At 39.2% G+C, this 24,731-nt stretch carries 29 protein-coding genes; 17 read left to right on the top strand and 12 right to left on the bottom strand.

What is annotated here, in order from left to right; translation table 11 throughout:
* The first annotated feature begins 64 nt into the window (after positions 1 to 64).
* The 6 genes from BS636_RS13825 to BS636_RS13800 all read left to right on the top strand — a co-directional run bounded on the left by BS636_RS13825 (position 65) and on the right by BS636_RS13800 (position 6,940).
* On the top strand, positions 65 to 1,660 hold the full coding sequence (locus BS636_RS13825) for a rhodanese-like domain-containing protein (RefSeq protein ID WP_099339304.1): 1,596 nt from the start codon (positions 65 to 67) through the stop codon (positions 1,658 to 1,660).
* 212 nt (positions 1,661 to 1,872) lie between these two features.
* Positions 1,873 to 2,928 carry an N-acetyl-gamma-glutamyl-phosphate reductase gene (gene argC / locus BS636_RS13820; RefSeq protein ID WP_171266095.1) on the top strand — a complete coding sequence of 352 codons (1,056 nt, stop codon included), beginning with the start codon at positions 1,873 to 1,875 and terminating at the stop codon, positions 2,926 to 2,928.
* Positions 2,929 to 3,003: 75 nt separating this feature from the next.
* Complete coding sequence (locus BS636_RS13815; RefSeq protein WP_099339302.1) at positions 3,004 to 3,753, top strand: DUF6776 family protein; 750 nt, start codon at positions 3,004 to 3,006, stop codon at positions 3,751 to 3,753.
* A gap of 19 nt (positions 3,754 to 3,772) precedes the next feature.
* On the top strand, positions 3,773 to 4,186 hold the full coding sequence (clpS, locus tag BS636_RS13810; protein WP_008304704.1) for an ATP-dependent Clp protease adapter ClpS: 414 nt from the start codon (positions 3,773 to 3,775) through the stop codon (positions 4,184 to 4,186).
* A 9-nt stretch (positions 4,187 to 4,195) separates the two neighbouring features.
* Complete coding sequence (gene clpA / locus BS636_RS13805; protein WP_099339301.1) at positions 4,196 to 6,472, top strand: ATP-dependent Clp protease ATP-binding subunit ClpA; 2,277 nt, start codon at positions 4,196 to 4,198, stop codon at positions 6,470 to 6,472.
* A gap of 114 nt (positions 6,473 to 6,586) precedes the next feature.
* Positions 6,587 to 6,940: a YnfA family protein gene (locus tag BS636_RS13800; protein WP_099339300.1), complete on the top strand. Its 354-nt coding sequence runs from the start codon at positions 6,587 to 6,589 to the stop codon at positions 6,938 to 6,940.
* Between the two features lie 15 nt (positions 6,941 to 6,955).
* On the opposite strand, the gene BS636_RS13795 is transcribed toward BS636_RS13800, so the two are convergent.
* Positions 6,956 to 7,432 carry a hypothetical protein gene (locus BS636_RS13795; protein ID WP_099339299.1) on the bottom strand — a complete coding sequence of 159 codons (477 nt, stop codon included), beginning with the start codon at positions 7,430 to 7,432 and terminating at the stop codon, positions 6,956 to 6,958.
* 337 nt (positions 7,433 to 7,769) lie between these two features.
* Between BS636_RS13795 and BS636_RS13790 the strand changes: the two genes are divergently transcribed.
* A complete protein-coding gene (locus BS636_RS13790; protein WP_099339298.1) occupies positions 7,770 to 9,062 on the top strand; it encodes an MFS transporter in 1,293 nt (430 codons plus the stop codon).
* A gap of 53 nt (positions 9,063 to 9,115) precedes the next feature.
* On the opposite strand, the gene argF is transcribed toward BS636_RS13790, so the two are convergent.
* Together argF and BS636_RS13780 are read right to left on the bottom strand one after the other, a co-directional pair.
* The gene (argF, locus tag BS636_RS13785) at positions 9,116 to 10,036 is read right to left on the bottom strand and encodes an ornithine carbamoyltransferase (RefSeq protein WP_099339297.1); all 921 of its coding nucleotides are present in this window, start codon (positions 10,034 to 10,036) and stop codon (positions 9,116 to 9,118) included.
* 110 nt (positions 10,037 to 10,146) lie between these two features.
* Complete coding sequence (locus tag BS636_RS13780) at positions 10,147 to 10,800, bottom strand: TetR/AcrR family transcriptional regulator (RefSeq protein ID WP_099339296.1); 654 nt, start codon at positions 10,798 to 10,800, stop codon at positions 10,147 to 10,149.
* A gap of 232 nt (positions 10,801 to 11,032) precedes the next feature.
* On the opposite strand from BS636_RS13780, the gene prpB reads away from it, so the two are divergent.
* Entirely contained in the window at positions 11,033 to 11,917 is an 885-nt protein-coding gene (gene prpB / locus BS636_RS13775; RefSeq protein ID WP_099339295.1) for a methylisocitrate lyase, read from the top strand.
* Positions 11,918 to 11,921: 4 nt separating this feature from the next.
* Positions 11,922 to 13,064, top strand: coding sequence for a 2-methylcitrate synthase (gene prpC, locus BS636_RS13770; RefSeq protein ID WP_099339294.1), 1,143 nt, complete (start codon positions 11,922 to 11,924; stop codon positions 13,062 to 13,064).
* Between the two features lie 73 nt (positions 13,065 to 13,137).
* Here the strand turns inward: prpC and BS636_RS13765 are convergent, their stop codons facing one another.
* Together BS636_RS13765 and BS636_RS13760 are read right to left on the bottom strand one after the other, a co-directional pair.
* Positions 13,138 to 13,755: an aminotransferase gene (locus BS636_RS13765; protein WP_416202898.1), complete on the bottom strand. Its 618-nt coding sequence runs from the start codon at positions 13,753 to 13,755 to the stop codon at positions 13,138 to 13,140.
* Between the two features lie 36 nt (positions 13,756 to 13,791).
* Positions 13,792 to 14,274 carry a CinA family protein gene (locus tag BS636_RS13760; protein ID WP_099339292.1) on the bottom strand — a complete coding sequence of 161 codons (483 nt, stop codon included), beginning with the start codon at positions 14,272 to 14,274 and terminating at the stop codon, positions 13,792 to 13,794.
* A gap of 250 nt (positions 14,275 to 14,524) precedes the next feature.
* Between BS636_RS13760 and BS636_RS13755 the strand changes: the two genes are divergently transcribed.
* The 3 genes from BS636_RS13755 (at position 14,525) to BS636_RS13745 (ending at position 15,974) form a co-directional block, all read left to right on the top strand.
* Positions 14,525 to 14,755, top strand: a complete 231-nt coding sequence (locus BS636_RS13755; RefSeq protein WP_099339291.1) for a hypothetical protein — start codon at positions 14,525 to 14,527, stop codon at positions 14,753 to 14,755.
* A gap of 264 nt (positions 14,756 to 15,019) precedes the next feature.
* Complete coding sequence (locus BS636_RS13750; protein WP_099339290.1) at positions 15,020 to 15,310, top strand: hypothetical protein; 291 nt, start codon at positions 15,020 to 15,022, stop codon at positions 15,308 to 15,310.
* A gap of 382 nt (positions 15,311 to 15,692) precedes the next feature.
* Positions 15,693 to 15,974 carry a hypothetical protein gene (locus tag BS636_RS13745; protein ID WP_099339289.1) on the top strand — a complete coding sequence of 94 codons (282 nt, stop codon included), beginning with the start codon at positions 15,693 to 15,695 and terminating at the stop codon, positions 15,972 to 15,974.
* Between the two features lie 349 nt (positions 15,975 to 16,323).
* Here BS636_RS13745 and BS636_RS13740 read toward each other — a convergent pair whose 3' ends face one another.
* Positions 16,324 to 16,584, bottom strand: coding sequence for a WYL domain-containing protein (locus BS636_RS13740; RefSeq protein ID WP_099339288.1), 261 nt, complete (start codon positions 16,582 to 16,584; stop codon positions 16,324 to 16,326).
* 377 nt (positions 16,585 to 16,961) lie between these two features.
* On the opposite strand from BS636_RS13740, the gene BS636_RS13735 reads away from it, so the two are divergent.
* Complete coding sequence (locus BS636_RS13735) at positions 16,962 to 17,162, top strand: hypothetical protein (protein WP_099339287.1); 201 nt, start codon at positions 16,962 to 16,964, stop codon at positions 17,160 to 17,162.
* 130 nt (positions 17,163 to 17,292) lie between these two features.
* Here the strand turns inward: BS636_RS13735 and BS636_RS13730 are convergent, their stop codons facing one another.
* Positions 17,293 to 17,928, bottom strand: a complete 636-nt coding sequence (locus tag BS636_RS13730) for an SOS response-associated peptidase (RefSeq protein WP_099339286.1) — start codon at positions 17,926 to 17,928, stop codon at positions 17,293 to 17,295.
* 465 nt (positions 17,929 to 18,393) lie between these two features.
* Here BS636_RS13730 and BS636_RS16365 point away from each other — a divergent pair, with 465 nt between their 5' ends.
* From BS636_RS16365 to BS636_RS16360, 3 genes are all read left to right on the top strand, one after another.
* Positions 18,394 to 18,534 (top strand): hypothetical protein, encoded by a 141-nt coding sequence (locus tag BS636_RS16365; protein ID WP_171266032.1) that lies wholly within the window; start codon positions 18,394 to 18,396, stop codon positions 18,532 to 18,534.
* A 691-nt stretch (positions 18,535 to 19,225) separates the two neighbouring features.
* Positions 19,226 to 19,690: an Hsp20 family protein gene (locus BS636_RS13725; protein WP_099339285.1), complete on the top strand. Its 465-nt coding sequence runs from the start codon at positions 19,226 to 19,228 to the stop codon at positions 19,688 to 19,690.
* Positions 19,691 to 20,080: 390 nt separating this feature from the next.
* Positions 20,081 to 20,221 carry a hypothetical protein gene (locus tag BS636_RS16360; protein WP_171266031.1) on the top strand — a complete coding sequence of 47 codons (141 nt, stop codon included), beginning with the start codon at positions 20,081 to 20,083 and terminating at the stop codon, positions 20,219 to 20,221.
* A gap of 589 nt (positions 20,222 to 20,810) precedes the next feature.
* Here the strand turns inward: BS636_RS16360 and BS636_RS13715 are convergent.
* Entirely contained in the window at positions 20,811 to 21,314 is a 504-nt protein-coding gene (locus BS636_RS13715; RefSeq protein WP_099339283.1) for a DUF4760 domain-containing protein, read from the bottom strand.
* 972 nt (positions 21,315 to 22,286) lie between these two features.
* On the opposite strand from BS636_RS13715, the gene BS636_RS13710 reads away from it, so the two are divergent.
* A complete protein-coding gene (locus tag BS636_RS13710; RefSeq protein WP_099339282.1) occupies positions 22,287 to 23,549 on the top strand; it encodes a tyrosine-type recombinase/integrase in 1,263 nt (420 codons plus the stop codon).
* A gap of 12 nt (positions 23,550 to 23,561) precedes the next feature.
* Here the strand turns inward: BS636_RS13710 and BS636_RS13705 are convergent, their stop codons facing one another.
* Genes BS636_RS13705 through BS636_RS13690 form a run of 4 tightly spaced genes read right to left on the bottom strand, consistent with a single transcriptional unit; the run spans position 23,562 to position 24,692 of the window.
* Entirely contained in the window at positions 23,562 to 23,831 is a 270-nt protein-coding gene (locus BS636_RS13705; protein ID WP_228206910.1) for a helix-turn-helix domain-containing protein, read from the bottom strand.
* Positions 23,828 to 24,175 carry a hypothetical protein gene (locus BS636_RS16400; RefSeq protein ID WP_213064241.1) on the bottom strand — a complete coding sequence of 116 codons (348 nt, stop codon included), beginning with the start codon at positions 24,173 to 24,175 and terminating at the stop codon, positions 23,828 to 23,830. The genes BS636_RS13705 and BS636_RS16400 overlap by 4 nt, the downstream gene beginning before the upstream one ends.
* Positions 24,175 to 24,450: a hypothetical protein gene (locus BS636_RS13695; protein WP_099339281.1), complete on the bottom strand. Its 276-nt coding sequence runs from the start codon at positions 24,448 to 24,450 to the stop codon at positions 24,175 to 24,177. Before BS636_RS13695 ends, BS636_RS16400 begins: the two co-directional genes overlap by 1 nt.
* Positions 24,450 to 24,692 (bottom strand): hypothetical protein, encoded by a 243-nt coding sequence (locus tag BS636_RS13690; RefSeq protein WP_099339280.1) that lies wholly within the window; start codon positions 24,690 to 24,692, stop codon positions 24,450 to 24,452. The genes BS636_RS13695 and BS636_RS13690 overlap by 1 nt, the downstream gene beginning before the upstream one ends.
* Positions 24,693 to 24,731 lie beyond the last annotated feature (39 nt).

Genomic DNA, 24,731 nt, shown 5'->3' with positions numbered 1-24,731 from the left:
CTCGATGAATATCGAGGCTTTTCCTGTTTTTAAAAATAGCCTAAGCAAATCTAAGAGATCTTCCATGTCCCAGATTCCAGAACTGAATTATGCTCAGATTCGAGCAAAACTACTTGCGCGCGAAGAAATTGCCATTGTCGATCTACGTGAAGAACATATCTATGCCCAAGCACATCCTTTATTTACTACCAATATTTCTTTATCTCGATTGGAAGTCGAAATTCTGAATCGTATCCCGCGTCTGGATACCACCATTGTGATCTATGATGACGGCGACGGTCGGGTAGAACGAGCTTATGCAAAGTTAACTCGTTATGGCTATAGCCAGGTGTATGCGCTCAAAGGTGGGGTAGATGCCTGGCAACGTGATGGTGGTGAGCTGTTTATTGATGTGAACTCAGCCACCAAAGCCTTTGGTGAATGGGTCGAGCATTTCAAGCATACACCGTCGCTGAGTGCTGAAGAAGTGCAAGCCAAAATTGATGCGAAAGAGAATATCGTGATTCTGGATGCACGCCGTTTTGATGAATACAACACCATGAGTATTCCGACCGGGCAAAGCGTACCGGGTGCTGAACTGGTATTACGTGCGCCGTCTTTGGTGAAAGATGAAAATACCACAATCATCGTAAACTGTGCGGGCCGTACCCGTAGCATTATTGGCGCCCAGTCATTGGTGAATACCCAGATTCCACATCCAGTGTATGCACTACGTAATGGCACGATTGGTTGGACATTAGCGGGTCAAAGTCTGGAGCATGGTCAAAGCCGATCTTTTAAAGATACAGAGACAGTCTTAAAACCCGAGTTGCTGGAAAATGCAAAACAGCTTGCTGCCAAGGCGAAAGTTCAGACCATTTCTCTGGAACAGCTGAATCAATTAAAAGCAGATTCAAGCCGTACAACTTATATCTTTGATGTACGGGATGAACAGGAATATATCCAAGGCCATCTCGCAGGTTCACGTTGGGTCGCAGGTGGTCAGTTGGTGCAGGAAACTGATCATAATGCGGCCGTACGTGGCGCACGTATTGTATTGGTTGATGATCAGCTGGTTCGTGCCTATATGACTGCGTCATGGTTAGGACAGATGAACTGGGAAGTTTATGTGCTGGAAACTGAATTTAAGGCAGCATTGACGGAACAAGGGGCTTGGAAACCGCAATTGCCTTCAGTCAAGGAAATTTCTCTGATTTCACCAATAGCATTAGCTGAACTTAAACAGCAAAAAGATATTGCCATTTGGGATGTTCTGCCATTTGCACAGTATAAAAAAGGGCATGTGCCAGGCGCGGCATGGTTACTCAAAGCGGAAGCTATTGAGCTGATCCAACAAGCTGAATTTCAGGCCAAAGAAGCCATCGTGCTGACCTGCGGCGCAGCCATATTAGCCAAATTTGCTGCTGAGGAAATTGAACCTTATCTGGCACCGGGGCAGGAACTATATGTATTGGAAGGTGGCAATGCAGGCTGGAAAAATGCAAGTTTTGAATTGACGACAGAAGATGTCCAAACTTTGTCACCACAGATCGACCGCTATAAACGTCCTTATGAAGGCACTGATAACTCCTTTGAGGCGATGCAGGCTTATCTGGACTGGGAATATGGACTGGTCGAACAGTTAAAGAAAGATGGTACCCATGGATTTTTTGTAGTCTAAGTTATTTTAATAAGCAGAAGCCGCATTATGCGGCTTCTGCTTAACAGATTTAAAATAGCCTAAGTGGTTTAACTAAACCTTTTAAAAAAATCAAAAAACTCTTAAAAAGAAAAGATCAAATTAAAAAACAACCAATCCCAAGTGAAATAGTTTAGAAAATATCAAGTTCCTGTCATACTACAGGCCATAAAGGAAACATCTATTTTGAGGTAATCATCGTGATTTCAGTGGGTATTGTTGGTGGTACAGGTTATACAGGCATTGAACTTTTGCGTCTATTACTACGACATCCAAACGTTAGCGTCAAAGCACTGACATCACGTACCGAAGCAGGCCGCCGTGTGGACGACATGTTCCCAAGCCTGCGTGGTCATACCGATCTTCAGTTTTCTGACCTGAGCATGGATCTGCTGAAATCTTGCGATGTGGTATTTTTTGCAACTCCGCATGGTGTTGCGATGAAACATGCTGAAGAATTGGTTGCAGCAAATACTAAAGTCATCGACCTGGCAGCAGATTTTCGTCTACAGAATTTAGAACAGTTTGAAAAGTGGTATGGCATGCAACATGCTTGTCCATCAGTACTGCAAGATTCTGTTTATGGTCTGTCTGAACTGAACCGTGACAAGATCAAACAGGCGAATGTGATTGGTAACCCAGGCTGTTATCCCACAACTGTGCAGTTAGGTCTTGCACCAGTATTAAAGTCTGCGGAAGCTTTGGTTAGACCTGAAAGCATTATTATCGATGCGAAATCAGGGGTATCAGGTGCAGGTCGTAAAGCTAGCTTAGGTGGCATTTATTCAGAAAATGCAGATAACTTTAAGGCTTATGGCGTAGCGGGTCATCGTCACCATCCTGAGATTGTAGAAGCATTAGAAAATATCTCAGGTCAAAAAGGTGTATTTGACCATATCCTGTTTGTGCCACACTTGGTGCCAATGATTCGCGGTATGCTGTCGACGATTTACATTGACTTGACTGAAGCTGGCCAGGCAGCAGACTTACAGGCACTGTATGAGCAGTTCTATGCCAATGAACAGTTTGTTGATGTGATGCCAGCAGGTAGCTCGCCAGAAACACGTTCAGTACGTGGCGCGAATGAACTGCGTATTGCGTTGTATAAACCACAACCGACGAAACTGGTCATTCTGGTTGCACAAGATAACCTAGTGAAAGGTGCAGCAGGTCAGGCAGTACAAAACATGAACTTGATGTTTGGTTTTGCTGAAAATGCTGGCTTGCAAAATATTGCGTTATTACCATAAAAAACGTATTACAACTTCACACACATTTGAATTTCGATTTAAATGTGTGTCTTGAAAAAGATAGAAGAGATCACAATGCCGAATACAGAACCCAATGATATGACCGCAGATGACAAGAAAAAAATGCCATTTCTGAAAGGGAACACGCCACTTGCGATCGGTGCTGCAATCCTGGTACTGAGCAGTGGTCTGCTTGGCTATTCAGTGGGTCATCGTCAGGGGCTGACTGTGGTCGGTTTTGAGGCAGATGCTGAACAGCTGGTGGAAGTAGTTCAAAAACAGAAAGCCAGTCTGGAAACATTGAATAAAACCCTGAATACAGCAACTCAGGAACGTGATCTGGCCGTAAGTAATGCCAATGACCTGTATCTTGCGATGAATAAAGCGCGTGATGAACATACGCAAGCTGAAAATCTGGCAACCCTGTATCGTGAAGTGCTGCGTCAACGTGGTGGTATGCCATTGTCAATTCAACATCTTGCAGTCAAGCCTTTACCTGAAAATGCGTTTGAGTATCAACTCGATTTAATTCAGGTGAGTCCTAGTAAGGGCCGCGCTTCCGGTTCTGTCGAATTGCGCCTGATTCGGGGAACTGAAATTCTGGTCGTGCCATTGGCAGACAAGAATTTCAATTTTGAAAATTATGAACGTCTAACGGGTCGTTGGACCATGCCTAAAGGCTTTGTACCGGAATTTATGGAAGTTCGTCTGACTGGTACTAGCAAACCTGTTACTCGCCGCTTTAGCTGGAGTAAGGGTGAGGCAATCGAAAATCAATCTGCATTCCTGTCGGAGATCCCTCAGACAGAAGCCAATGCAAACTAAAGTGTGAAATGTAAATCTTATGCCAAGCAACAAGCGTCATATTTGTTTAAGTGAAATCAAGAATTCTTTTAACCAGTCTGGTGTGGTTGACTGGCACATTAGTCCACGCTTAGCAAACGACCCTTTTCATGATGAAGATGCTGATATTGCGGTACAAACAGCACCGCCAGAACTGAAGCGTCCACCGATGTATGCTGTGGTATTGATGAATGACGATTACACCCCAATGGAGTTTGTAATTGAAATTTTACAACAATACTTTGCAATGAATCTTGACCAAGCTACACAAGTAATGCTAACTGTACATTATGAAGGAAAAGGTGTTGCTGGCGTCTATCCACGAGACATTGCGGAAACGAAAGCGAACCAAGTCAATAATTACGCTCGATCACAAGGTCATCCATTACTTTGTCAGATTGAGCCTAAAGATTAAGGGGGTTGCATGCTCAGTCGTCAATTAGAAGTATCACTACGTTTGGCTGTTAGCATGGCTCGTCAAAAGAGACATGAGTTTCTGACAGTAGAACATTTGTTATTGGCTTTACTCGACAACGATTCTGCCGTAAATGCGCTTAAAGCATGCGGTGCAGACATTATTGTGCTGCGTAAAGAACTCGAAGAATACGTAGAACAACACACTCCAAAACTCGGCGAAAATAACGATCAGGCACCTCATCCAACTGAAAGTTTTGACCGGATCCTGCAGCGTGCCATTTTCCATGTACAGTCTAGTGGTGGAGACCGTACCGTAGAAGGTGCGGACATTCTAGTTGCGATGTACTCAGAGCGTGACTCGTTTGCAGTGTATCTGTTAAAACGTCATCAGATTAATCGTTTAACTTTGACTCAATATCTGTCGCATGGCACCCGTAAGGAAGAAGTGCAGAACGAAGAAGAGATCGAGGAGCTGGACGGTGAAACTGGATCTTCTAGTGCTTCAGGTCCATTGGATCTTTATACGACTAATCTGAATCACGAAGCGCAAAAAGGTAAAACTGATCCGTTGATTGGTCGTGAAAAAGAAATTGAGCGTGCAGCACAAATTCTTTGCCGCCGTCGCAAAAATAACCCATTGCTGGTCGGTGATCCTGGTGTTGGTAAAACATCGATTGCTGAAGGTCTGGCTTGGTTAATTGTAAATGGCAAGGCGCCTAAGCCACTGGAAAATGCTGAAATCTATAGCCTGGATATCGGCGCACTGGTGGCAGGGACCAAATACCGTGGTGACTTTGAAAAACGTCTGAAACAGCTTCTCAATGCATTGAAGAAAAAACCAGATGCAGTGCTGTTTATTGATGAAATTCATATGATCATCGGTGCAGGTTCAAGCATGGGCAGCACCATGGATGCGTCGAACCTGATCAAGCCAGCACTGGCAAATGGCTCACTGCGTTGCATCGGTTCAACCACATTCCAGGAATACCGTCAGGTCTTTGAAAAAGATCACGCTTTGTCACGTCGTTTCCAGAAAATCGATGTGAATGAGCCTTCAATCTCTGAAACAATTGATATTTTGCGTGGCCTGAAAACCAAGTTTGAAGATTTCCATCATGTGCAATATGACGATCAGGCTTTGGTGTCAGCGGTAGAGCTCTCAGCGAAATTTATCAACGACCGTTTCTTGCCAGATAAAGCCATTGATGTGATTGATGAAGCTGGTGCACAACGCCGTTTGAAAGCTGAGCAAGATGATAGTCTGATTACGGTTGAAAATATCGAAGACATCGTGTCCAAGATTGCCCGTATTCCACCGAAAACTGTGTCTAAAGACGACAAGACTGTACTTGAGAATCTGGAACGTGATCTGAAACGTGTGGTGTTTGGTCAAGATGAAGCAATTGAAGCATTGGGTTCTGCGATCAAGCTGTCACGTGCTGGTCTGAAATCTCCAGACAAGCCAGTCGGTAGTTTTGTTTTTGCCGGTCCAACCGGTGTGGGTAAAACTGAAGTCACCAAGCAATTGGCGAAAATTCTTGGTGTAGAACTCGTTCGTTTCGATATGTCAGAATACATGGAACGTCATGCAGTATCCCGCTTAATTGGTGCGCCTCCGGGTTATGTCGGTTTCGATCAAGGTGGTTTGCTGACGGATGCAATTCACAAAAATCCGCACTGTGTACTGCTACTGGATGAAATTGAAAAAGCCCATCCAGATGTATTTAACCTGTTGCTGCAAATTATGGATCACGGCTCTTTGACCGATAACAACGGTCGTAAGTCAGACTTCCGTAATGTGGTTCTTGTGCTGACCACTAATATTGGTGCGGAAAGTATTTCCCGTGTCAGCATTGGTTTCATGGAACAAGATAACAGTAACGATAATCAGGAAGCGATGAAGAAAGCCTTCTCACCTGAGTTCCGTAACCGTCTTGACGGCGTAATTCAATTCAAGGCTTTACCAAGTACCATCATTGAGAATGTGGTTGATAAGTTCTTAACTGAACTTCAAGCACAGTTGGATGAGAAGAAAGTTATTCTGGAAGTGGATCAGAGTGCACGTGAATGGATGGCTGAAAATGGCTACGATCGCTTAATGGGTGCTCGTCCGATGCAGCGTCTGATTCAGGAACACCTGAAAAAACCACTGGCAGAAATGATTCTGTTTGGTGAGCTGGCAGAGAATGGCGGCAATGTTGCAGTATCTGTGAAGAAAGAAAATGGCAAAGCTGTGGGTCTGAAACTGGAAGTGTTTGAAGACCAGACTGCCGAACCAGCCTAACTTCTACTAACATCATTAATAGTCATAAAATAACCCGTGCTTGCACGGGTTATTTTATTTCTTTATTGCTATGATCTGATTAAGATTATTGCCTAGCCTAAGATTCATAAAGATATGGAATTTCAGTTCATTAAACTTATTACAACTTTCTGTCTGTTTCTGGTCACAGCAGTGATGGAAATTCTTGGCTGTTATTTTCCATATCTGATACTCAATCAAGGCAAGAGCCACTGGTTTTGGGTGCCGACAACATTGGCGCTGGCAGTTTTTGTGTGGCTATTAACTTTGCATCCAGCAGCTTCAGGTCGGATCTATGCGGCCTATGGTGGCATCTATATTTTCACTGCGTTGATGTGGTTACGCTTTGTAGATCAGGTGAGCCTGTCGCGATGGGATCTGCTGGGTGGTGCAGTGGTGATATTTGGGGCGCTGATTATCATCATGCAGCCCCACGGTCTGCTCCGTTAATTCTCTTGTTGTACCTTATTTGCTTTTACAGTCTTTCTGCGAAATTTCGACGTCGTAGGATTGAGTGGTCGAATTCAGTTCTAAAGTCACCTTATAAGGATTCTCAAACTGATAACGGTGTTCAAAGAAAATACTGCAGTTTTGCAATAAGTTTTTACGGATCAGCTGAGTCACTTCCTTACGACCAAGATCTTTTTCAAATTGAGCAAAGTCTGGGGTTATGATTAAACCTTTCAGTTCGGTCTTATTCGCAGTTAATTTCAACTGTTCAATAATGGTGTTGTGATCAATTTTCAGGGGCAGAGTCTTAGAGTCTTCTGCACTCAGCACCGCCAGCATTTCATTCAGTTCTGCTTTTTTCTTAATCTTAAATTTTGAGTCAATGATCTGCTTTTGTTGCAGGTATTGATCAAATTCAGACGCGTAAATTTGGCTGGTAATAAAGCTAATGCCAAGAGTTAAAGCTGTGAGCAAGTTTATTTTATATTTCATTGAAGACCACAAATTATAGCTGTGTTTTGCGGATTATAAGAGCATGAATAAAATCTGCACGCAACTCGACATTGGTTAATTCTCCTGTTATCTCCAATTCATTCATTTTGCTTATTCTTAAATAGTGAAGTTTTAAAGAATTTTATGTGAAAAATATATTAAAAATTACATTTTATTTTTTGTATGAGATTTCATCTACGTTTATAGTCTTACACCTCCCCACGCAGCATACCGGGAAGTACGCAGGGTGCATGCAAAAAATATGTAAGTTTAAGGGCGGAAAACATTAGCCTATAAACAAGAAGTTTCAATGATTTAAAAATAAGGATGTCATATTTTGAGTCAAGCTTATTCCAAACAGGAAAAGACCAGTCGAATTAAAGGAATTGTGGGGGCAGCCTCCGGTAACCTGGTTGAATGGTTCGATTTCTACATCTATGCTGTATTTGCGGTTTATTTTACTAAAGCGTTGACTGCACCAAATATGGACAGTTCAACACAGGCAATTTATGTCTGGGGTGTATTTGCTGCCAGTTTCTTTATGCGTCCAATTGGTAGCTGGCTATTTGGCCGTATTGCCGATAAACATGGTCGTAAAAAATCCATGGTCATTTCAATCTGTTTAATGGCCATCAGTTCATTCCTATTCGCAGCTTTACCTACTTATGAACAGGTTGGTATGGCAGCACCATTCTTGCTGCTTATGGTTCGTCTATTACAGGGCTTATCAGTGGGTGGTGAATATGGCGCTGTTGCAACCTATATGAGTGAATTAGGTTTAAAAGGGCAACGTGGATTTTTCTCTTCTTTCCAATATGTAACCTTGACCGGTGGTCAGTTGCTGGCAAGTCTGCTTGGGGTGATTTTCCTGGGCTTCATGAGCGAGCAACAGTTGCTTGATGGTGGTTGGCGTATTCCATTTGTGATTGGTGGTTTGGCTGCAATTGCATCTTTATTAGCGCGTAGCCGTCTGGAAGAAACCTTGTCCCATGAAGATAGCGATAAGGAAGAATCAGGCACGCTGCGCGAACTGTTTAAGAATCACTGGAAAACCTTCTTGCTGGTGGTTGGTTATACGTCAGCAGGCTCACTGAGCTTCTATGTGATTACAGTTTATTCAAAAACCTATTTAACCAATATCGGCATTGATCCAAGAACAGTCGGCTTCATTATGACGGCGTGTATCTTTGTGTTGATGGTTGCACAACCAGTGTTTGGTGCGTTATCTGATCGAATTGGCCGTCGTACCTGTATGTTGCTGTTCAGTGGTTTAATGTCAATTGCCATTTATCCAGTCATGGCAGTGGGTATGCGTGCTTTCAGTGATACCCCAGTCATCGTAGCATTATTGCTGATTTTCCTGATGATGTTACTAAGCTTGTATACCTCGATTGGTGGTATTGTTAAAGCAGAAATGTTCCCGCCACATGTACGTGCTTTAGGAGTAGGTTTCTCTTATGCCGTGGGTAATGCAGTCTTTGGTGGGTCAGCACCTTCAGTGGCATTACAGTTTAAATCAGCTGGCATCGAAAATACTTTCTTCGTGTATGTCATTGTTATGCTGATTGTATGTTTCTTCTGTAGCTGGCAATTACCAAAAGAACCAAAATTCTTGAAAGATGATCATTAATCTATAAGCAATAAAAAAGCACCAAATTCGGTGCTTTTTTATTGAAACAAAACTTAATCTTTTTTCAGATTTTCATTGATCAGGAATTCAACCAATGCTTTCTGAGCATGTAGACGGTTTTCAGCTTCATCCCAAACCACAGCATTTTTGTGATCCAGCATATTTTCTGAAATTTCTTCGCCACGGTGTGCAGGTAAGCAGTGCATGAACAAGCAATCTGGGTGAGCCAGATCCATCAAACGTTCATTTACCTGATAATCAGCAAATGCTTTTTCACGGATTTTTTGCTCTTCTTCCTGGCCCATGCTCGCCCAAACGTCAGTCACAATCAGATCCGCATTCACCGCTGCATCTTCAGCTGAGTCAACTAACTCTACACAGTGGGCAAATTCAGACAGGAATTTTTCTTGTGGCTCATAACCTTTAGGTGCAGCAATTTTCAGCTTAAAGCCCCACATGTGCGCAGCTTCAATATATGAATTACACATGTTGTTGCCATCGCCGATCCACGCCACAGTTTTACCTTCGATTGAACCACGGTGTTCCAGATAAGTCTGCATGTCAGCCAACAGCTGGCAAGGGTGATGGTCATCAGTTAGGGCATTAATCACCGGCACTTTTGAATAAGAAGCAAAACGTTCAACGATGTCATGACCAAAAGTACGGATCATTACTACATCAAGCATGCTCGAAATGACACGTGCAGAATCTTCGATGGGTTCGCCACGACCCAGTTGAGTGTCACGTGAAGAGAGGAAGATTGCGCTGCCGCCGAATTGGGTCATGCCAGCTTCAAACGAAACACGCGTACGGGTACTGGATTTCTCAAAAATCATGCCCATGACTTTGCCAACGAACGGTTGGAAAACTTCATTGTTATGCTGTTTGCGCTTAAGCTCGATGGCGCGTTGCAGAATCTGGTTAAGTTCTAAAGTCGATAAATCGCGTAAAGTCAGAAAGTGACGGAGAGCCATTCGTTACTCCACAATAATTGCTGAAAAACTCGTTCAACAATTAGTTGCTGGTTAGTTAAAAAAATACGGAATCGGCTAATATACTATATGAACAGGAAATTGCAAAAAAACTAGACTTTTTGATGACCGTCCAAGAAGCGATCGACACAATAATTCACGTATTCGACAGTTTCCTGATCAGTTTCATCACTTGGTAAGCCCATTAAAATGCGCCATTCCATATTCCTTAAAATGCCGAAATAAAGTTGCGCAGAAAATAACGGATTTGGACAGCTGAGTAGGCCTTTGTCATGTGCCTGTGACAACACTTCAGCAATAGAATGCTGGATATGTTTTGGACCCTGTTCATGAATATGCCGGGCGATATCCAGATTCCGTCCGCTTTGTTCCAGAATCAGGCGCATAAATGCGGCATTTTCCGGTTGTTTAATATGCTGATAAAAATTAAGTAAAGTCTGGATTAGGTAACTTCTAAAATCTTCGGAACTGTCTAAAGAAAAGGGTAGACAGATATCTTTAAAGAACTGGGTACGGCGATAATCACAGATTGCCTTAAACAGACCTTCTTTATTACCAAAGTACTTATAAATCGAAGCTTTAGAGCCACCCGCATGATTGACAATATCATCCAGGGATACAGCATCATAACCATGTTCCAGGAACAGCTCTGTCGCACTGATTAAAAGGGCGAAACAGCGCTCATGACCACGCTTGGTTGGTGGTACATCTTTGGCTAAGGGTTCCAGTTGAACGAGATCCTGCATATTGACGACTAAATCAGCACTTTTTGGTGAATTCAGTTGTCATCATAACAAAGTTGTGCACACATTTCATGGTGACTGTTGTATCCATTGTTTTGATTAAGATTTATGCTAAATCTACTTATACTGTTTGACTAAAGTTTTAGAGTTTTTATTCTATCAGGCCATGGATTGAGCGATTTGAATAGGTATACTCGAACTTCAATAATTAAAGCCAACACTGTGGAAAGGGAAGATGACACAACAAATGTCTGCAGGTTTAAAGTTTAGAGAAGCATTAGAAACTGAGAAACCACTACAAATCATTGGAACCGTGAATGCCTATGCAGCCATGATGGCGAAACAGGTCGGTTATAAAGCCCTTTATGTCTCTGGTGCCGGTGTGGCCAATTATTCTTATGGATTGCCTGACTTGGGTATGACCAGTCTGGATAATGTCCTGGAAGATGTCCGCCGTATTACTGAACGTGTTGATACGCCATTACTGGTCGATATTGATACTGGCTGGGGTGGTGCATTTAATATTGCGCGTAGCATTAAACAGATGATTGCAGCGGGCGCAGCAGCAGTGCATATTGAGGATCAGGTGGCACAAAAACGTTGTGGTCACCGCCCAAATAAAGAAATCGTGTCACAACAAGAAATGGTCGATCGGATCAAATCAGCAGTGGATGCTAAGACTGATTCTAACTTCGTAGTGATGGCACGTACTGATGCATTGCAAAAAGAGGGCTTACAAGGTGTGATCGATCGTGCCTCTGCCTGTGTAGAAGCCGGTGCAGATGCGATCTTTGCTGAGGCAATGACAGACATCACCATGTATAGAACCGTCTGTGATGCAGTCGGTGTACCCGTTTTGGCAAATATTACTGAATTTGGTGATACACCGTATTATACGACTGAAGAACTGGCTGAACAGGGTATCCGTATGGTGCTGTACCCATTATCAGCGACTCGTGCTATGCAAAAGGCGGCTTTAGAAGTGATGCAGTCGATCCGTCAAAACGGTACACAGGTGAATGTACTGGATAAGATGCAACAACGAAAAGAACTCTACGAATTTTTAGACTATCACAGCTTCGAAGACACATTAGATAAACTGTTTAAGCAGGAGAATTAAAACAATGGCTGAAGGAAAAGTACTCACTGGCGCAGGATTGCGTGGACAAGTTGCAGGGAAAACTGCACTTTCAACAGTAGGCAAAAGCGGAGCAGGCCTGACCTATCGTGGTTACGATGTACAGGATCTGGCAGAACACTGTCAGTTTGAAGAAGTGGCTTATCTGATTTTCTTTGGTGAATTGCCAACTGCTGAACAACTTGCAGCTTATAAAGCTAAACTGAAATCTCTACGTAGCCTGCCAAAAGCACTGAAAGAAGTTTTGGAACGTATTCCAGCGGACTCGCATCCGATGGATGTGATGCGTACTGGCGTATCCATGCTAGGTAATCTGGAAACAGAAAAGTCTTTTGCTGAACAGCAGGAGGTGGCAGATCGAATTCTGGCAACTCTACCAGCGATCATTTGCTATTGGTATCGCTATAGCCACGACGGCATCCGTATTGAAGAAAATACTGATGATGATTCGATCGGTGCTCAATTCCTGCATTTGCTGCGTGGTGAAAAGCCAAATGCGCTGCATGAGCAGGTGATGAATGTATCGTTGATTCTGTATGCAGAGCATGAATTTAATGCTTCTACATTTACAGCGCGTGTTTGTGCTTCAACGCTATCTGATCTGCATTCATGTATTACCGGTGCGATTGGTTCATTGCGTGGTCCATTGCATGGCGGTGCCAATGAAGCAGCAATGGACATGATTGAAAACTGGAAGTCGCCAGAAGAAGCTGAACGTGAAATGCTCGGTATGCTGGAACGTAAAGAAAAGATTATGGGCTTTGGTCATGCGATCTACAAAGACAATGATCCGCGTAATGGCATTATCAAGCAATGGTCAGAAAAGTTAGCAAAAGATGTGGGTGATACCGTGCTTTATCCAGTATCAGTTCGTTGTGAAGAAGTGATGTGGCGTGAGAAGAAATTGTTCTGTAATGCCGATTTCTTCCATGCATCTGCCTACCACTTCATGGGTATTCCAACCAAGCTGTTCACGCCAATCTTTGTGATGTCACGTGTCACAGGTTGGGCAGCACATGTAATGGAACAACGTGCCGACAACCGTATTATCCGTCCAAGTGCAGACTATACCGGTCCAGAACTACGTAAAGTTGTTCCGATTGCTGAGCGCGGCGCCGTAGCAGTTTAAAGTGCAAATATTTTAAATAAAAAAGGTCTCCTAATGAGACCTTTTTTATGGGTTATTTTTATTGAATGTCTATTTAACGGCTAAGCAATGCTGGATCTTCAATGTGATACCCGGTTTCAAAGGGAATGCCTAAATATTTCACAGTGACCAGTAATTTATCCTGTTTCGGAATTTTATAGATCTTGTTTAACCTTAAATCTTGTTTATAGCTAACAGCCTGCTGAATTGGGCTTTTATAACGACCTGATTGTATCTGGTATTGATAAGTCCATTTTGGAACTTTCTGTTTTGGATCATGCCAGGCAGGAGATGTGCCTTTGCTGGTCTTTAACACCTTGAGCTGGATGTTCTGTTTGGGTAGTGAAATCACAGGTATCAAACGTTTTTTGATTTTGGCAATTTCCTGATCAAACTTCTTACTGTCTTGATCATAGTCAATCTTCTTGGTCTTAGGATTGATGTAAAGAGAATTGACCTGAACCAGCTGATTCGGTGTTTTGGATTTAAAATTATAATAATACAGTTGTGGCAGACGTCCGCGACCATCCAGATAATGGCGTAACAGATACAGTTTTTGGTCTTTCACTTCATAACCCAACACTTCAATATTCTGTGGGCCACCCACCGTCGCAAAACTCGGTGGGCTGAGACAAAGACCAAATAAAAATATGCCGATTTTGGTATTCATCATTGTCCTCATGCCACGGATTTCCATCAACGAGTAAGATTAAGCAGCCTTTCGGTTAATCAGTTCAATCATCTGATCTGCAATCTTTTCCGTTAATATATCTAGACGCTCCTCAGGTGTACCATCAATCAAATAACGATAATCATAGGTTTGGCCTTCAAAGAAAATCGAGATGAAAAACGTACCTTCTGGTTTTTCTTCACATTCACTACCGCCAGGTTTAAGTAAACCAGTACAAGCCACGATCATATCGGCTTCTTTAAAAAGCTTATGACCACTAACAGCAAGTGCATTAGTTACTTCTTTGGATTCAGGTGAATATTCCTCAATTAACTCTGGAGACACACCTAAAATAGACATCTTGAGATCAGCGTCATAGCAAACCAGACCACCTAATAGGATCTGTGCACCACATTGTTTATAAATCGAAAACTGGCTGCTTAAATAGCCTGAGCTGGCACTTTCTATAAAAGCAACTTTCAGTTTTTTTTGTTCGAGTAGATCACAACAGTCTTTTAACATGGCTATCATTTATTTGAGGGAGATGTATTGAATGTATAGACGAAATGAGCATTCTTCAATCGCTCTTACGATTGGATACATTTATACAAAACATGCTGTTATAAGCTAAAAATTGCATACACATATTTAGTGTTCAGCTGGTCCATCTGTTCGGCTAAGAGTTAAGCAAAATTTGAATTTAACGGTATCATCTCAGTGGAAACAGTGGTAAAAATAAAAATAAAGTGCTTGATGAAAGTAGGTTGTTACAATGAAAACTACAGTTAAATATGTGGTCCTAAAAAGTTTGGACTATCAGTTGGGTACCCCGTTATTTCAGGAAGAAATTGATGCGGATGCACAGTATTTTGATCAGATCCCTGCGATTATTAATTACCAAAATTTAAAATTAAAGGTGAAAAGCAAGGAATTAAAACGTCTGCAATTACCTGATGAAAAAGAAGACACTCAAACGATTATTGTAAAAGTAGTCGCGATTTAATTGATTCTATAAATTAGATTTTAAAAAGAGCCTCTATTATAGAGGTTCTTTTAATAAAATATTAGATAAAAACACATTAAAAATATTTGCTTACTAATTTCGTTTTATAACATTAATTTTATTAAATTATATTTAAATAAAGTGCTTTAAATTACAGAAGTTGAGATTATTAAAGCGTTGGTTTGTTTTATTTTTGTACTGTGTTATATAGTAAATATTAATAATTAAAAATAGAATTGCCCTTCATTTTTTAGGGGGTATATCATGAATAAACTTTTAGCAGCAGCAATTCCTTTTGCTTTTATCTTCGGTCTTTCTTCACAAGCGAATGCTTTGGTCAATCTTCAAATGGTTGCAGATTATGGTACCTATGTTGTAGCGCATGGTGTCAGTGACTCTCCCTATGTGCAGAATTGTAATATGGTAGAGAGCCGTACAAACTGGTTGGGCTATACCCAAACACAAGTCATCGGAAACTGGATTTTTGCACCATACTCAACTCGAGTATTCAATCTTCCTAAGAATGGTTCATATTTTAATTTAGTATGTAACTGATTTTAGGTTTTTCCCTGTATAAAGCATTTAAAAGCTTTATACAGGGTTTTATTTTTAAAAAAATATTAAATAAAAATTGCATAATTGATAAGTTTTAATCGCTTCTATATGAAATTATTATATTTTATTGAATTAAATTTTTGCATTTTTAAAGATATAGATTTCATTTAATCATATTAATGGATCTACTTATTATTTTCACAATGCTTAGGTAAATATTGTAAGTGCAAAAATGCATTATCAATAAGTTGAAGTGATTTAATTTACATTGAATCAGTCTGTAACAGGTTATGACTTGGAGTTTAGGCAGAAGGCTGTAGAGTAAATATTGAACTCGTAAAGATCAGTTCATTTACTTATAAAGGAAAAAGGAGCATCTCCAATGGCTAATCAAAACCAACAAAATCCAAACCAGAATCAACAGCGTCAGCAAAACCAGCAAGACCAATTGCAGAATCCGAATCAACAGCAACAGCAACAGCCTAACCAGCAAAATCAACAAAACCCAAATCAACGTCAGCAAAATCAGCAGAACCAGCAAGATCAACAAAATCAGCAGGATCTGCAACAACAGCAGCAGCCTAATCAACAAGGCCAGCAGCAAGATTCAAACCAGCAAACGCATCAGCGTGATCAACAAAACCAAGGCGGACAACAACGCTAAGTTTTGAGCATCTCAGAAAGCCGCCGAAAGGCGGTTTTCTTTTGGGTATTTAAACTAGATTTACTTCTATATGAAGTCATGATTTCGGCAAAGTTAATAAAAACTCATAAATCCAAAATTACTCATATTAGGTTTGATAAAGCGTTCTGCTTATAAAGAAAGATTGATGGAATTTTGGAATATTTAGTCAATGAAAAACACGAGAATTGAATATAAATTAAACAATATGAAAACGCTGTAGTTTCTTTTTTATTTTTAAGTTCCTTAGAGTTAGCCTGCATTCCAATATGCAGGCTTTTTTTTGCTAAGATAAATGCCGCACGTATTACTTTGTTCATTAAGTAATTTTTTAAACCTCGACGATCCAGCGTGGATAAAAGGTATTTTCAGTTTCTTCAACAGAAATAATATTATCTACATGGAAATTTCGAATGCCCTCTCTGCGGATGTCATAACAGAAAAATTTCTCAGTTTTACCTTTGCGCCGATAGCTATAAGGTTCTGCCTCGCGTGTTTCAATCGAGCCATCATCTTCACGGGCAGTGATGATAATTGTATGTAAGTTGCGTCCAGCTGAGGAAATTACCTCTTTGATACGCCGAATACTCATATTGACCTCAATATCAATGCAAATATCGCATGAAATACAATGGATAAGCTGATGTTTTAAAATAATTCCAATTAAAATTTTATAATGTAGTGTCTCTAGAAGATTATGGTTTTAATGTGTATTTATTAATCAATATGCTTTTAATTTTAATCTGCCATAAGTTATCTGCTTATTTTTAATAGCGCATATAAAAAATAATTTTATTTTAAAATCATGTAATTAGTTATTAAGCAAACTGCACAAAGATTTTTTGAATCAGGTTTAGATTTTTATTCTCTTGGATTTCCAGTTACAGAAATGGTAATGGTTGACTATTGAATAACTTTGACCAATGTTTGAGCATGAGGATTTACTGCTATACAAATTGAGGGATCGCCATGAAAGATGAAGAAAAGCCTTTAAATTTTGATGATGATAATGAACCTATGGAATTTGATGATGAGGAATTCATGGATGATAAGAAAGAGGATGAGTTATACAACGCAATTACGAAAGATGGTTCAAGCGTTGATCCAGCTGATGACGCGAAAAGTCATACCCGTCCGGAAGATGGTGATCCTTTAGAAGTAGATGAGTGAACTTCGTTCTTATTTAACCAAGCCCAATATAATTTGGGCTTATAATTATCTGCCAGAGCGCTTTTATAGAATCCTTTGCTTTAATGACGATTGAAATAAAGAAATTGAACGTAATCATGTGTGTTAATTTTTAATGTAATGATTTTTCTTTATCCCGTGGCTTGGCAATAAACTCGTCTTTCATTTCTAGAAAAAAATCATTGGCTTCTTCATGGCTGCAATGCAACCAGTCCTGTCGTAACTTTTCGGGGATGACAATAAGTGAGCGCTTTTCATCATCTGGACGATGAAACTGTTTCATAAAAGGATGCTCATCTGCGTTAATGGTTAACATTGAAAATGACCGGATTTTCTTGCCATCAATATGGGCATCATCATAAATTGCGGCAACTGTAAAAGGATTGCCATCTGCACGTGAGATCCCGAACCACTGCGATTCACCCTCTATATATTTAGGCTCATAAAAGACATCCACAGGCACCAATGCAAACTGACTCTTTACCCAGGCATGCCGAAAGCTGGGTTTTTTGGCTACTGTTTCAGTACGTGCATTATAGGTGTGGCGCCCAAATTTTAATTCTTTCGCCCAGGAGGGAATCAGACCAAAACGGGCAATGTCGAGTTCAAATTCCTCGGCACCACGCATAATGATGGGAGCGGGTGCCATAGGATAGACATGAGATTTGATGTCTAATTCGAGCTGATCTTCATGAATGTCGAGTAAAGACAGACGCTGTTTGGAAGGGAACTCATAGTTTGAACACATATACTGCCTCTACATTCTAATTGTTATCGGTAATAAAAATTAAGATAGAGCAGCTAGAAACTTAATACCACTTAAAAACGTAATTACATTTTTCACCCATTTGGGATAATTGGTATTTGAAGCTTAAACATGAAATATCCATATTTTAGTGTGAACGAAATTAGCTTGATAATGAGCTGAAAGCTGCTCTGATAGATAACTGTCATTTTATTTTTATTGGAAAAAGCACATTTAAAGAGGAGGTGATTTGTAGTGTAAATAAGCTTAATTGACCTTTTTGACAGAACTCTATGGGAAGACACTAGCTTAATTACAAAGTTTACCTAACTGTATATTTTTCATCCACTCATCTTTATTTCACCTACATTCAATTACATACAGAACAGAAAACAATCAAAACTGGATTGGAAGGCTACAATTTTGAATGATAGTTTAAATTTAACTTTTAAGTAGCTGAGGTGAGCAATGAAATTATTGACATTAATGAGTGTAGGTGTGGCTGCAAGCTATTGCTATAAAGTTATTAAAAATAATCAGCCAGCGCTCGCAACTTCGGATTTTGATGAAACAATCAAACAAGTTTTATTAAAAGAATTCTCAGCCTAATTGTTGGAACAATATTGTTAAGTATATTCCTCAAATTTTCTTATTAGAAAGTTTAACTGTGATGTTGAGAATTTTATTTAATCTTAAATAAGATTTTATCTGAAGTAATACAGTTAGAAGAGGAAAACATTTAGAGATCCATAAACTAATTCATAGGAAGAAAAATTATGCTAAACCTTATATTTTGTTTATTGGCTTTAAGAGGGTCTTCTGAAATCGATTATCAGGTATATGTTGCTGAGATAGGTGAGGATAAAGAATGAGTTTAAGTGGTTAGATGCTCAAAAGTCTTAATACAGATAAAATTTTATATTTATCAATAAAGACTTTAGTCGAATGCATGATTGACAGTTGTTTGAATCTTGATTATTTTACTAAGTGTTCAAAAAGCTCCACACTTGATTGAATATCGAGTTTTATCCGCATCTTCCCCAAGGTGCGGTTTTTTTTAATCAAGAAAATATTCTGCTTATTAAAAAACCCATTATAAAATTTTCAGAATATTTTAAATCATTGATTAAATTTATGAATTTTTAATAATAGTAAAATGTATTTTCAATTCCCCATGACTATTGAAAATATCTGCATGTACCCTGATAAATAATATAGCAATACAGATATTGCTTCTGGTTCTGTTATCAAACTTGATAACGAAATCTCAGCTGGTTGATAAAATCAGGAGGTTATAGCAATGAGTAATTTCAGTTTATCACCACTATTCCGTCGTAGTATTGGTTTTGATCGCTTAAGTGATCTATTTGATTTTGCATTGCAAAGTGATACCCCAAATTATCCTCACTACAATATTGAAAAGACAGGAGACAATAATTACCGGATATCTGTGGCAACTGCAGGATTCAATCGGGATCAACTTGAGATCAATTTGGAAAATCAGGTGCTGACTATTACTGGTAAAGTAGTAGAGGAAGAAAAGAACGATCCAAACGTTGAGTATTTATATAAAGGCATTGCAAGCCGTTCCTTTAAACTGTCATTACGTCTGGATGAGCATGTCGAGGTTCAGCAAGCAGATTATGACAATGGTTTATTGACCATCGATCTGCAACGTAATGTTCCTGAAGAAGCAATGGCACGACAAATACTGATTGGACATAAAAATAATGAACAGTTATTACAAGAATCGCAAACTGACTAGATATACAAATGGTTTCGTATAAGAATAGAGCGTATTTAAACCACCTTCGGGTGGTTTTTTTATTGATTGAAATAACACAACATAAGTTTAGTTCAACGATACCTGGTTGAAAAATCAATATTTAGACTTATTTTTTATAGATGTATAGTTAATTCCTATATATATTTCTATTTTATATAAATTGACTAATGTTTGATCGTTGTATGTTTTGTCAACTATCCTAAATCAGCGCAAAATGATTAAGGGGAAAGCTCACAGAAATGTGAGCTTTTTTATTTTATACACATAAATTTACCTTTCATTTAAAAAAACACTCCAAATAGCTTTGGAATGCAATGGATATAGATGATACCTATATAGGTTGTTATTTCTACAACATTGAGGTGAAGAATGAAATTATTAACTTTAATTGGTGCAGGTGTGCTGGCTGGCTATTGTTATAAGAAGGCAAAATGCAAAAAGGGAAATGCCAAAAGCTGCTGTCATCAAGGTGTAGACAAAGAGCCTAAGGCAGAAAATACCCCTGAATAAATTGATAGAAGGCCTCACAAATTAGTGGGGTCTTCAATTGTCTGGAAAAGAAAAAAATAATAATCAAATATTAACCTAATTTATCCTTGAGCTAAGCAAGATTTTTATTGAGAAAAATATTGTAATTTTTCGCCAGTGATCAAAAAACAAACTTATATAAAATGCGCACATAGATTCTATGGCTGTAGATTCTCAAGTTTTACCTCCTTCCCAAGGAGGTATTTTTTTATCTAGAGATCAAATCATGCTTCGTTCTATCCTTTGCTGCTTTGTTTTACATGGGAAGACAGAGTTTGATTACACGGATAGAAAGGAAGAAATAAAGGTATGTAAAGATTGTTTGAAGGCAATTTCTTAAAAGAAACTTAATATAAATAAGTGCATTTACAATAATTCTCTATGTGAACTTTTATAGATATGATTAAAATTTAAGAGAGGGTAACTTTGAACTGCTATTTGTATTTTCTCTAAACCAGAACCACCTGTAGAGTAAAGAATGGTGCACCCATCAAAGAAAAAATTGGTCTAGGTATTAATATGTTTTCTAATACTTCAGACGAAAGAAAACCCTCCGAAGAGGGCTTCTTATTTATCGCCATTGATCAACTAGCTTCTCAATTTCACAATAAATATTCTGGTTTTTCCGTTGATTTCTAATTTCCATTATATATGGTTTAAGAGAATCAAAATCTCGAATAACTGAGGTTTTCATCATGCGTTTATAGAGTTCACCATCAATAGCCTCTTCAAAAATACCGCAAGCTAAAAATTCATAATGGTTTAAAAAACCCATAATTGCATCATTGTCCAGCTTATTATCTTTTTCACAAGCTAAAGCTGTCAATCTATCTTGATCGCGCAACTCTGCAAACTTTTTTCTACACTCTATGAATTTAGTGTCTATTCGCTCATGTAGAGCTAAGTCTATTGTTGCTCTTTGTCGTGCTTTTTTTTCATTTTGGATATTTTGTGTTTTTACCGCTCTAACTTGCAGCGCATTAAAAAATAAAGCACATGCTGCCACAACTACACTTGCTGATTGAATCCAAGTACCTAACGAAACCCCCAGCCAAATAATTTCTTCGGATGCCATCCTTTAATACCCCAGCAAAAAATAAAACTATAAACACTAAAAAGCCCTCTTAAGAGGGCTTCTTGAAAAAGAATAATCTAGATTAGATGTTGCAACCTTCGAAGCACTCGACAGCTGCAAAATAAGTTTTAGCATTGTTCATAATAAACTCCTTAGGTTGACGTGTGATAAATAAGATTTGATTGTAATAAAATTAATTGGCTGGGTATAAAAAATCCTACTAAACTTCTTTAAACCTTTAGCATGAAGTAATAGTAATTTAATGTGATCGACGGAACAATAGTTTTAATATTTCTTTTTATTATGGTTACCATTTAAATACAAAATAAATAAGCTAAAATAATTATCAGTATATCATAAATTTTTTTTGTCTTGAGCAGTAGGGGGGAGTTTGGTCAAGGTAACACTCTAACTTTCAATCCTACTCAAAAATTACCAACTTACTTGCAAATATAAAGCCCGCTCCCGTCCAGTTCTTTTCTGAAATTATCACCATTTTTTATTAGGTGCTTTATATAAAAGTTGTATTACCACTCAATCCACTATATCTATCGCTCAGAAAAATAATCTTATTATGCTAACTTTTATCGAAAAAATATATGAAAATCAGTAAATTAAGAATTAAGTCTACAAATATTTTTACATCTACAAAAAATAAAATTTGTAGACTATTGAACTGCAAGAAAGGTAAAAAGAATACAATGTAAGGCAATTTCAAATATTTTAAGTTTTTGAATTATTAGGTAAAGCTATTTAAATGCTCAATCTTCCCATTCAGTCCAGACTCGGCGGTTTTTACTTTTGTTATAGTATACTTGTAGACATAGAGGATTTATTAAATTAAATAAAAACAATAATTTAAAGTGATTTTGAGGGGTGTTTTATTGCCTAAAAATTTGACTTGTAGACTATTTGTAGACTGTTGAGAAACATGATTAAATCATTACTCGCTAAAGTTTTGATGAACAATCTATGAAACTCAACAAGTCTAATGTTGATGCTATCCCATTGTCTGATTCTGGTCAAAAAATTTACCGTGACCAAGATTTAATTGGGTTTGCTGTTCGGTCCACCACTAAATCCAAATCGTATATTGTTGAGCGCCGTCATGCAGGGGAGCTTTACCGGGTTGTGCTTGGTAAGACGAATGAAATATCTGCACTTGCTGCACGTGCCAAAGCACAAATGATTTTGGCGCAGATTGCCAATGGGGAATATAAGAAACCAGTAAAAGGTAAGGCTGCTGAGGATCCACTGGATATCACAGTAGGTCAAGCACTGGATATCTACATCCGGCGCAATGACTTCAAGCCTAAAACTATTCGCCAGTACAAAAAATACTTTGATCTTTATCTAGGCTGGTCTGATCGAAAGCTATTTGAAATCACCAAAAATGAAGTATTGGACAAGTTTTTATCTGTTTCTGAAATCAGCAAGTCATCGGCCAATGGATCTGTATCATTGCTGGGTACGCTCTGGAAATATATTCACGTGCTGTATTCATCCGATGAAAACCCAATCCTGAAATCTAACCCGGTTGACGTGATAGCGGTGACCAAAGGCTGGAACGTGATTGCACGCCGTCAACGCCATCTACATAAAGACATCATCCACAAATACTATAACGCCGTACTAAATTACCAGGATGAATTGAATCTTGAAAATACAGCAAGATCCAATACGCATCGTGACATCATTTTATTTACGATGTACACCGGTTGCCGCCGTCAGGAAGTTTGCGGTCTGAAATGGTCGGACGTGAATTTTAAAACTAGTACCGTACTTTTCAGGGATACAAAAAACGGTACTGACCATCTGTTCCCAGTAGGTGATCATCTGCTTAAAATTCTGAAAGATCGTTATCTACTGCGTGAAAATGACTGGGTATTCCCGGCAACCAAAATGCCAACATCAGCCAATATGCACGCAACTAAAGTTGATCGTGCACTTAAAGTACTTGGTGATCAGGTAGGCTATTATGTATCGATGCACGATTTCAGACGTACATTTGCCACGATTTGCAACTTATTACGCTTCAATATCTATGTGACTAAACGACTTCTCAACCATACACAAAAGCCACGCATTGATGTCACTGGTGGCTATGTACAGATTCCCATGGAAGAGCTGAAAGCATCTATGAATATGATTGAAGCTGTATATCAAGGAAAAATAGACTGCTTTAATTATGAAAGCGTTTGGGATGAGCGATTAAAACAAATAAAGGCAGGGTAAACCTGCCTTCTGTTATGCATACTGAGCCGTGCACGTTGTTGTACGGCTTTTTTCATAGGCCAGTACATCACGCTTCTTGTATGCAATACGCCGTCCGATCTTAGTGTATGGCAGTTCAGATCCATTGCAGCGCATACGTGCCAGGGTCCAAGGTGAGCAACCTAGGTACATAGCAACAACCTCATGGCCAAAGTTTTGATCTAAAGGCGCTTCAATAAAGTCTTTTAACAGGTGATTTTGCTGGCTTTCATCTGTCTGTTTTAAATCACGTAGGGCCATCATGACACCTCCTTTAAACTTTGTTTTACCATTTCAGGTAGTCCAAACTCATCTTTAAAAGCTTCATCAAATCCACCGCTTGCAATAAATTGATCGATGCTGTTTTTAGGTTGTTCATACTGTTCAGTGTGAGTTGAAAGCATGAGGTAGATGGCATCTACATTTTCTTTATTGATTTGAATGATGGTTGATTCATTCTTGTAGGTCATCGGAAGTCGTAAATCCCCCTTATAACCTTCAACAAATGTCAGAAATGCTTCTGTTTCTACCTGGTTTAATACCAGCTCAAAAGGCAATTCTTTATGTAGTTCACCAATAATGAAGTTGGCCACTTGGATCTTAGTCATCACGCCACCCCGCCATCCAAAAAAGTGGTTTCATCCCACCAACTCAGATTGGATATCAAGTACTCCATGTGCTCGAATTCTGAGCCATTCCATTCTTCAAGCGTTATTGATTCAGCAATACACTCCCCGATACACCCCTCAAAAACTTGCATTGCCTCCTGACGAAGACGCTCAACCAATTGTTCGCCCAATTCTTTAGATGGAATTGGATATAAAATTTCTTCTGAATCAGGTTCTTCAGGGATATTAACTGCCCATAATTTATTTTTTTCCATCACGCTACCTTCATCTCTAAATAATCAGGACTGCATAGGTGCATTTCATATTCATCAAATAACACCTGGCATGCCGCATTACCTGTTAAATCATTCTTTAAAAACACATAACTCAATGCCTTACGTGTGCCTTTGCCGGAAAATGTTGAGCTACCATCTGTAAGTTCTTTCTTGGTGTATCCAAGCTTTTCAAGCCATAGCTTGAAGCCGAGCTCATGCTTTTGTTTAATTCGGAAAATCATCGATACCCCCAGCTATCTACAAAGTCTCTAATGCAATCT

The organism is Acinetobacter sp. LoGeW2-3 (assembly GCF_002688565.1).
In the GTDB taxonomy this organism is placed as follows: domain Bacteria; phylum Pseudomonadota; class Gammaproteobacteria; order Pseudomonadales; family Moraxellaceae; genus Acinetobacter.
This window is presented reverse-complemented; position numbering and strand designations above follow the sequence as displayed.

Bases quoted from the DNA above. Each gene is read 5' to 3' on its own strand.
- BS636_RS13825 (WP_099339304.1), top strand. From the start codon at position 65: ATGTCCCAGATTCCAGAACTGAATTATGCTCAGATTCGAGCAAAACTA.
- BS636_RS13815 (WP_099339302.1), top strand. From the start codon at position 3,004: ATGCCGAATACAGAACCCAATGATATGACCGCAGATGACAAGAAAAAA.
- clpS (WP_008304704.1), top strand. From the start codon at position 3,773: ATGCCAAGCAACAAGCGTCATATTTGTTTAAGTGAAATCAAGAATTCT.
- clpA (WP_099339301.1), top strand. From the start codon at position 4,196: ATGCTCAGTCGTCAATTAGAAGTATCACTACGTTTGGCTGTTAGCATG.
- BS636_RS13800 (WP_099339300.1), top strand. From the start codon at position 6,587: ATGGAATTTCAGTTCATTAAACTTATTACAACTTTCTGTCTGTTTCTG.
- BS636_RS13795 (WP_099339299.1), bottom strand. From the start codon at position 7,432: ATGAAATATAAAATAAACTTGCTCACAGCTTTAACTCTTGGCATTAGC.
- argF (WP_099339297.1), bottom strand. From the start codon at position 10,036: ATGGCTCTCCGTCACTTTCTGACTTTACGCGATTTATCGACTTTAGAA.
- BS636_RS13780 (WP_099339296.1), bottom strand. From the start codon at position 10,800: ATGCAGGATCTCGTTCAACTGGAACCCTTAGCCAAAGATGTACCACCA.
- prpB (WP_099339295.1), top strand. From the start codon at position 11,033: ATGACACAACAAATGTCTGCAGGTTTAAAGTTTAGAGAAGCATTAGAA.
- prpC (WP_099339294.1), top strand. From the start codon at position 11,922: ATGGCTGAAGGAAAAGTACTCACTGGCGCAGGATTGCGTGGACAAGTT.
- BS636_RS13765 (WP_416202898.1), bottom strand. From the start codon at position 13,755: ATGATGAATACCAAAATCGGCATATTTTTATTTGGTCTTTGTCTCAGC.
- BS636_RS13760 (WP_099339292.1), bottom strand. From the start codon at position 14,274: ATGTTAAAAGACTGTTGTGATCTACTCGAACAAAAAAAACTGAAAGTT.
- BS636_RS13755 (WP_099339291.1), top strand. From the start codon at position 14,525: ATGAAAACTACAGTTAAATATGTGGTCCTAAAAAGTTTGGACTATCAG.
- BS636_RS13750 (WP_099339290.1), top strand. From the start codon at position 15,020: ATGAATAAACTTTTAGCAGCAGCAATTCCTTTTGCTTTTATCTTCGGT.
- BS636_RS13745 (WP_099339289.1), top strand. From the start codon at position 15,693: ATGGCTAATCAAAACCAACAAAATCCAAACCAGAATCAACAGCGTCAG.
- BS636_RS13740 (WP_099339288.1), bottom strand. From the start codon at position 16,584: ATGAGTATTCGGCGTATCAAAGAGGTAATTTCCTCAGCTGGACGCAAC.
- BS636_RS13735 (WP_099339287.1), top strand. From the start codon at position 16,962: ATGAAAGATGAAGAAAAGCCTTTAAATTTTGATGATGATAATGAACCT.
- BS636_RS13730 (WP_099339286.1), bottom strand. From the start codon at position 17,928: ATGTGTTCAAACTATGAGTTCCCTTCCAAACAGCGTCTGTCTTTACTC.
- BS636_RS16365 (WP_171266032.1), top strand. From the start codon at position 18,394: ATGAAATTATTGACATTAATGAGTGTAGGTGTGGCTGCAAGCTATTGC.
- BS636_RS13725 (WP_099339285.1), top strand. From the start codon at position 19,226: ATGAGTAATTTCAGTTTATCACCACTATTCCGTCGTAGTATTGGTTTT.
- BS636_RS16360 (WP_171266031.1), top strand. From the start codon at position 20,081: ATGAAATTATTAACTTTAATTGGTGCAGGTGTGCTGGCTGGCTATTGT.
- BS636_RS13715 (WP_099339283.1), bottom strand. From the start codon at position 21,314: ATGGCATCCGAAGAAATTATTTGGCTGGGGGTTTCGTTAGGTACTTGG.
- BS636_RS13710 (WP_099339282.1), top strand. From the start codon at position 22,287: ATGAAACTCAACAAGTCTAATGTTGATGCTATCCCATTGTCTGATTCT.
- BS636_RS13705 (WP_228206910.1), bottom strand. From the start codon at position 23,831: ATGATGGCCCTACGTGATTTAAAACAGACAGATGAAAGCCAGCAAAAT.
- BS636_RS16400 (WP_213064241.1), bottom strand. From the start codon at position 24,175: ATGACTAAGATCCAAGTGGCCAACTTCATTATTGGTGAACTACATAAA.
- BS636_RS13695 (WP_099339281.1), bottom strand. From the start codon at position 24,450: ATGGAAAAAAATAAATTATGGGCAGTTAATATCCCTGAAGAACCTGAT.
- BS636_RS13690 (WP_099339280.1), bottom strand. From the start codon at position 24,692: ATGATTTTCCGAATTAAACAAAAGCATGAGCTCGGCTTCAAGCTATGG.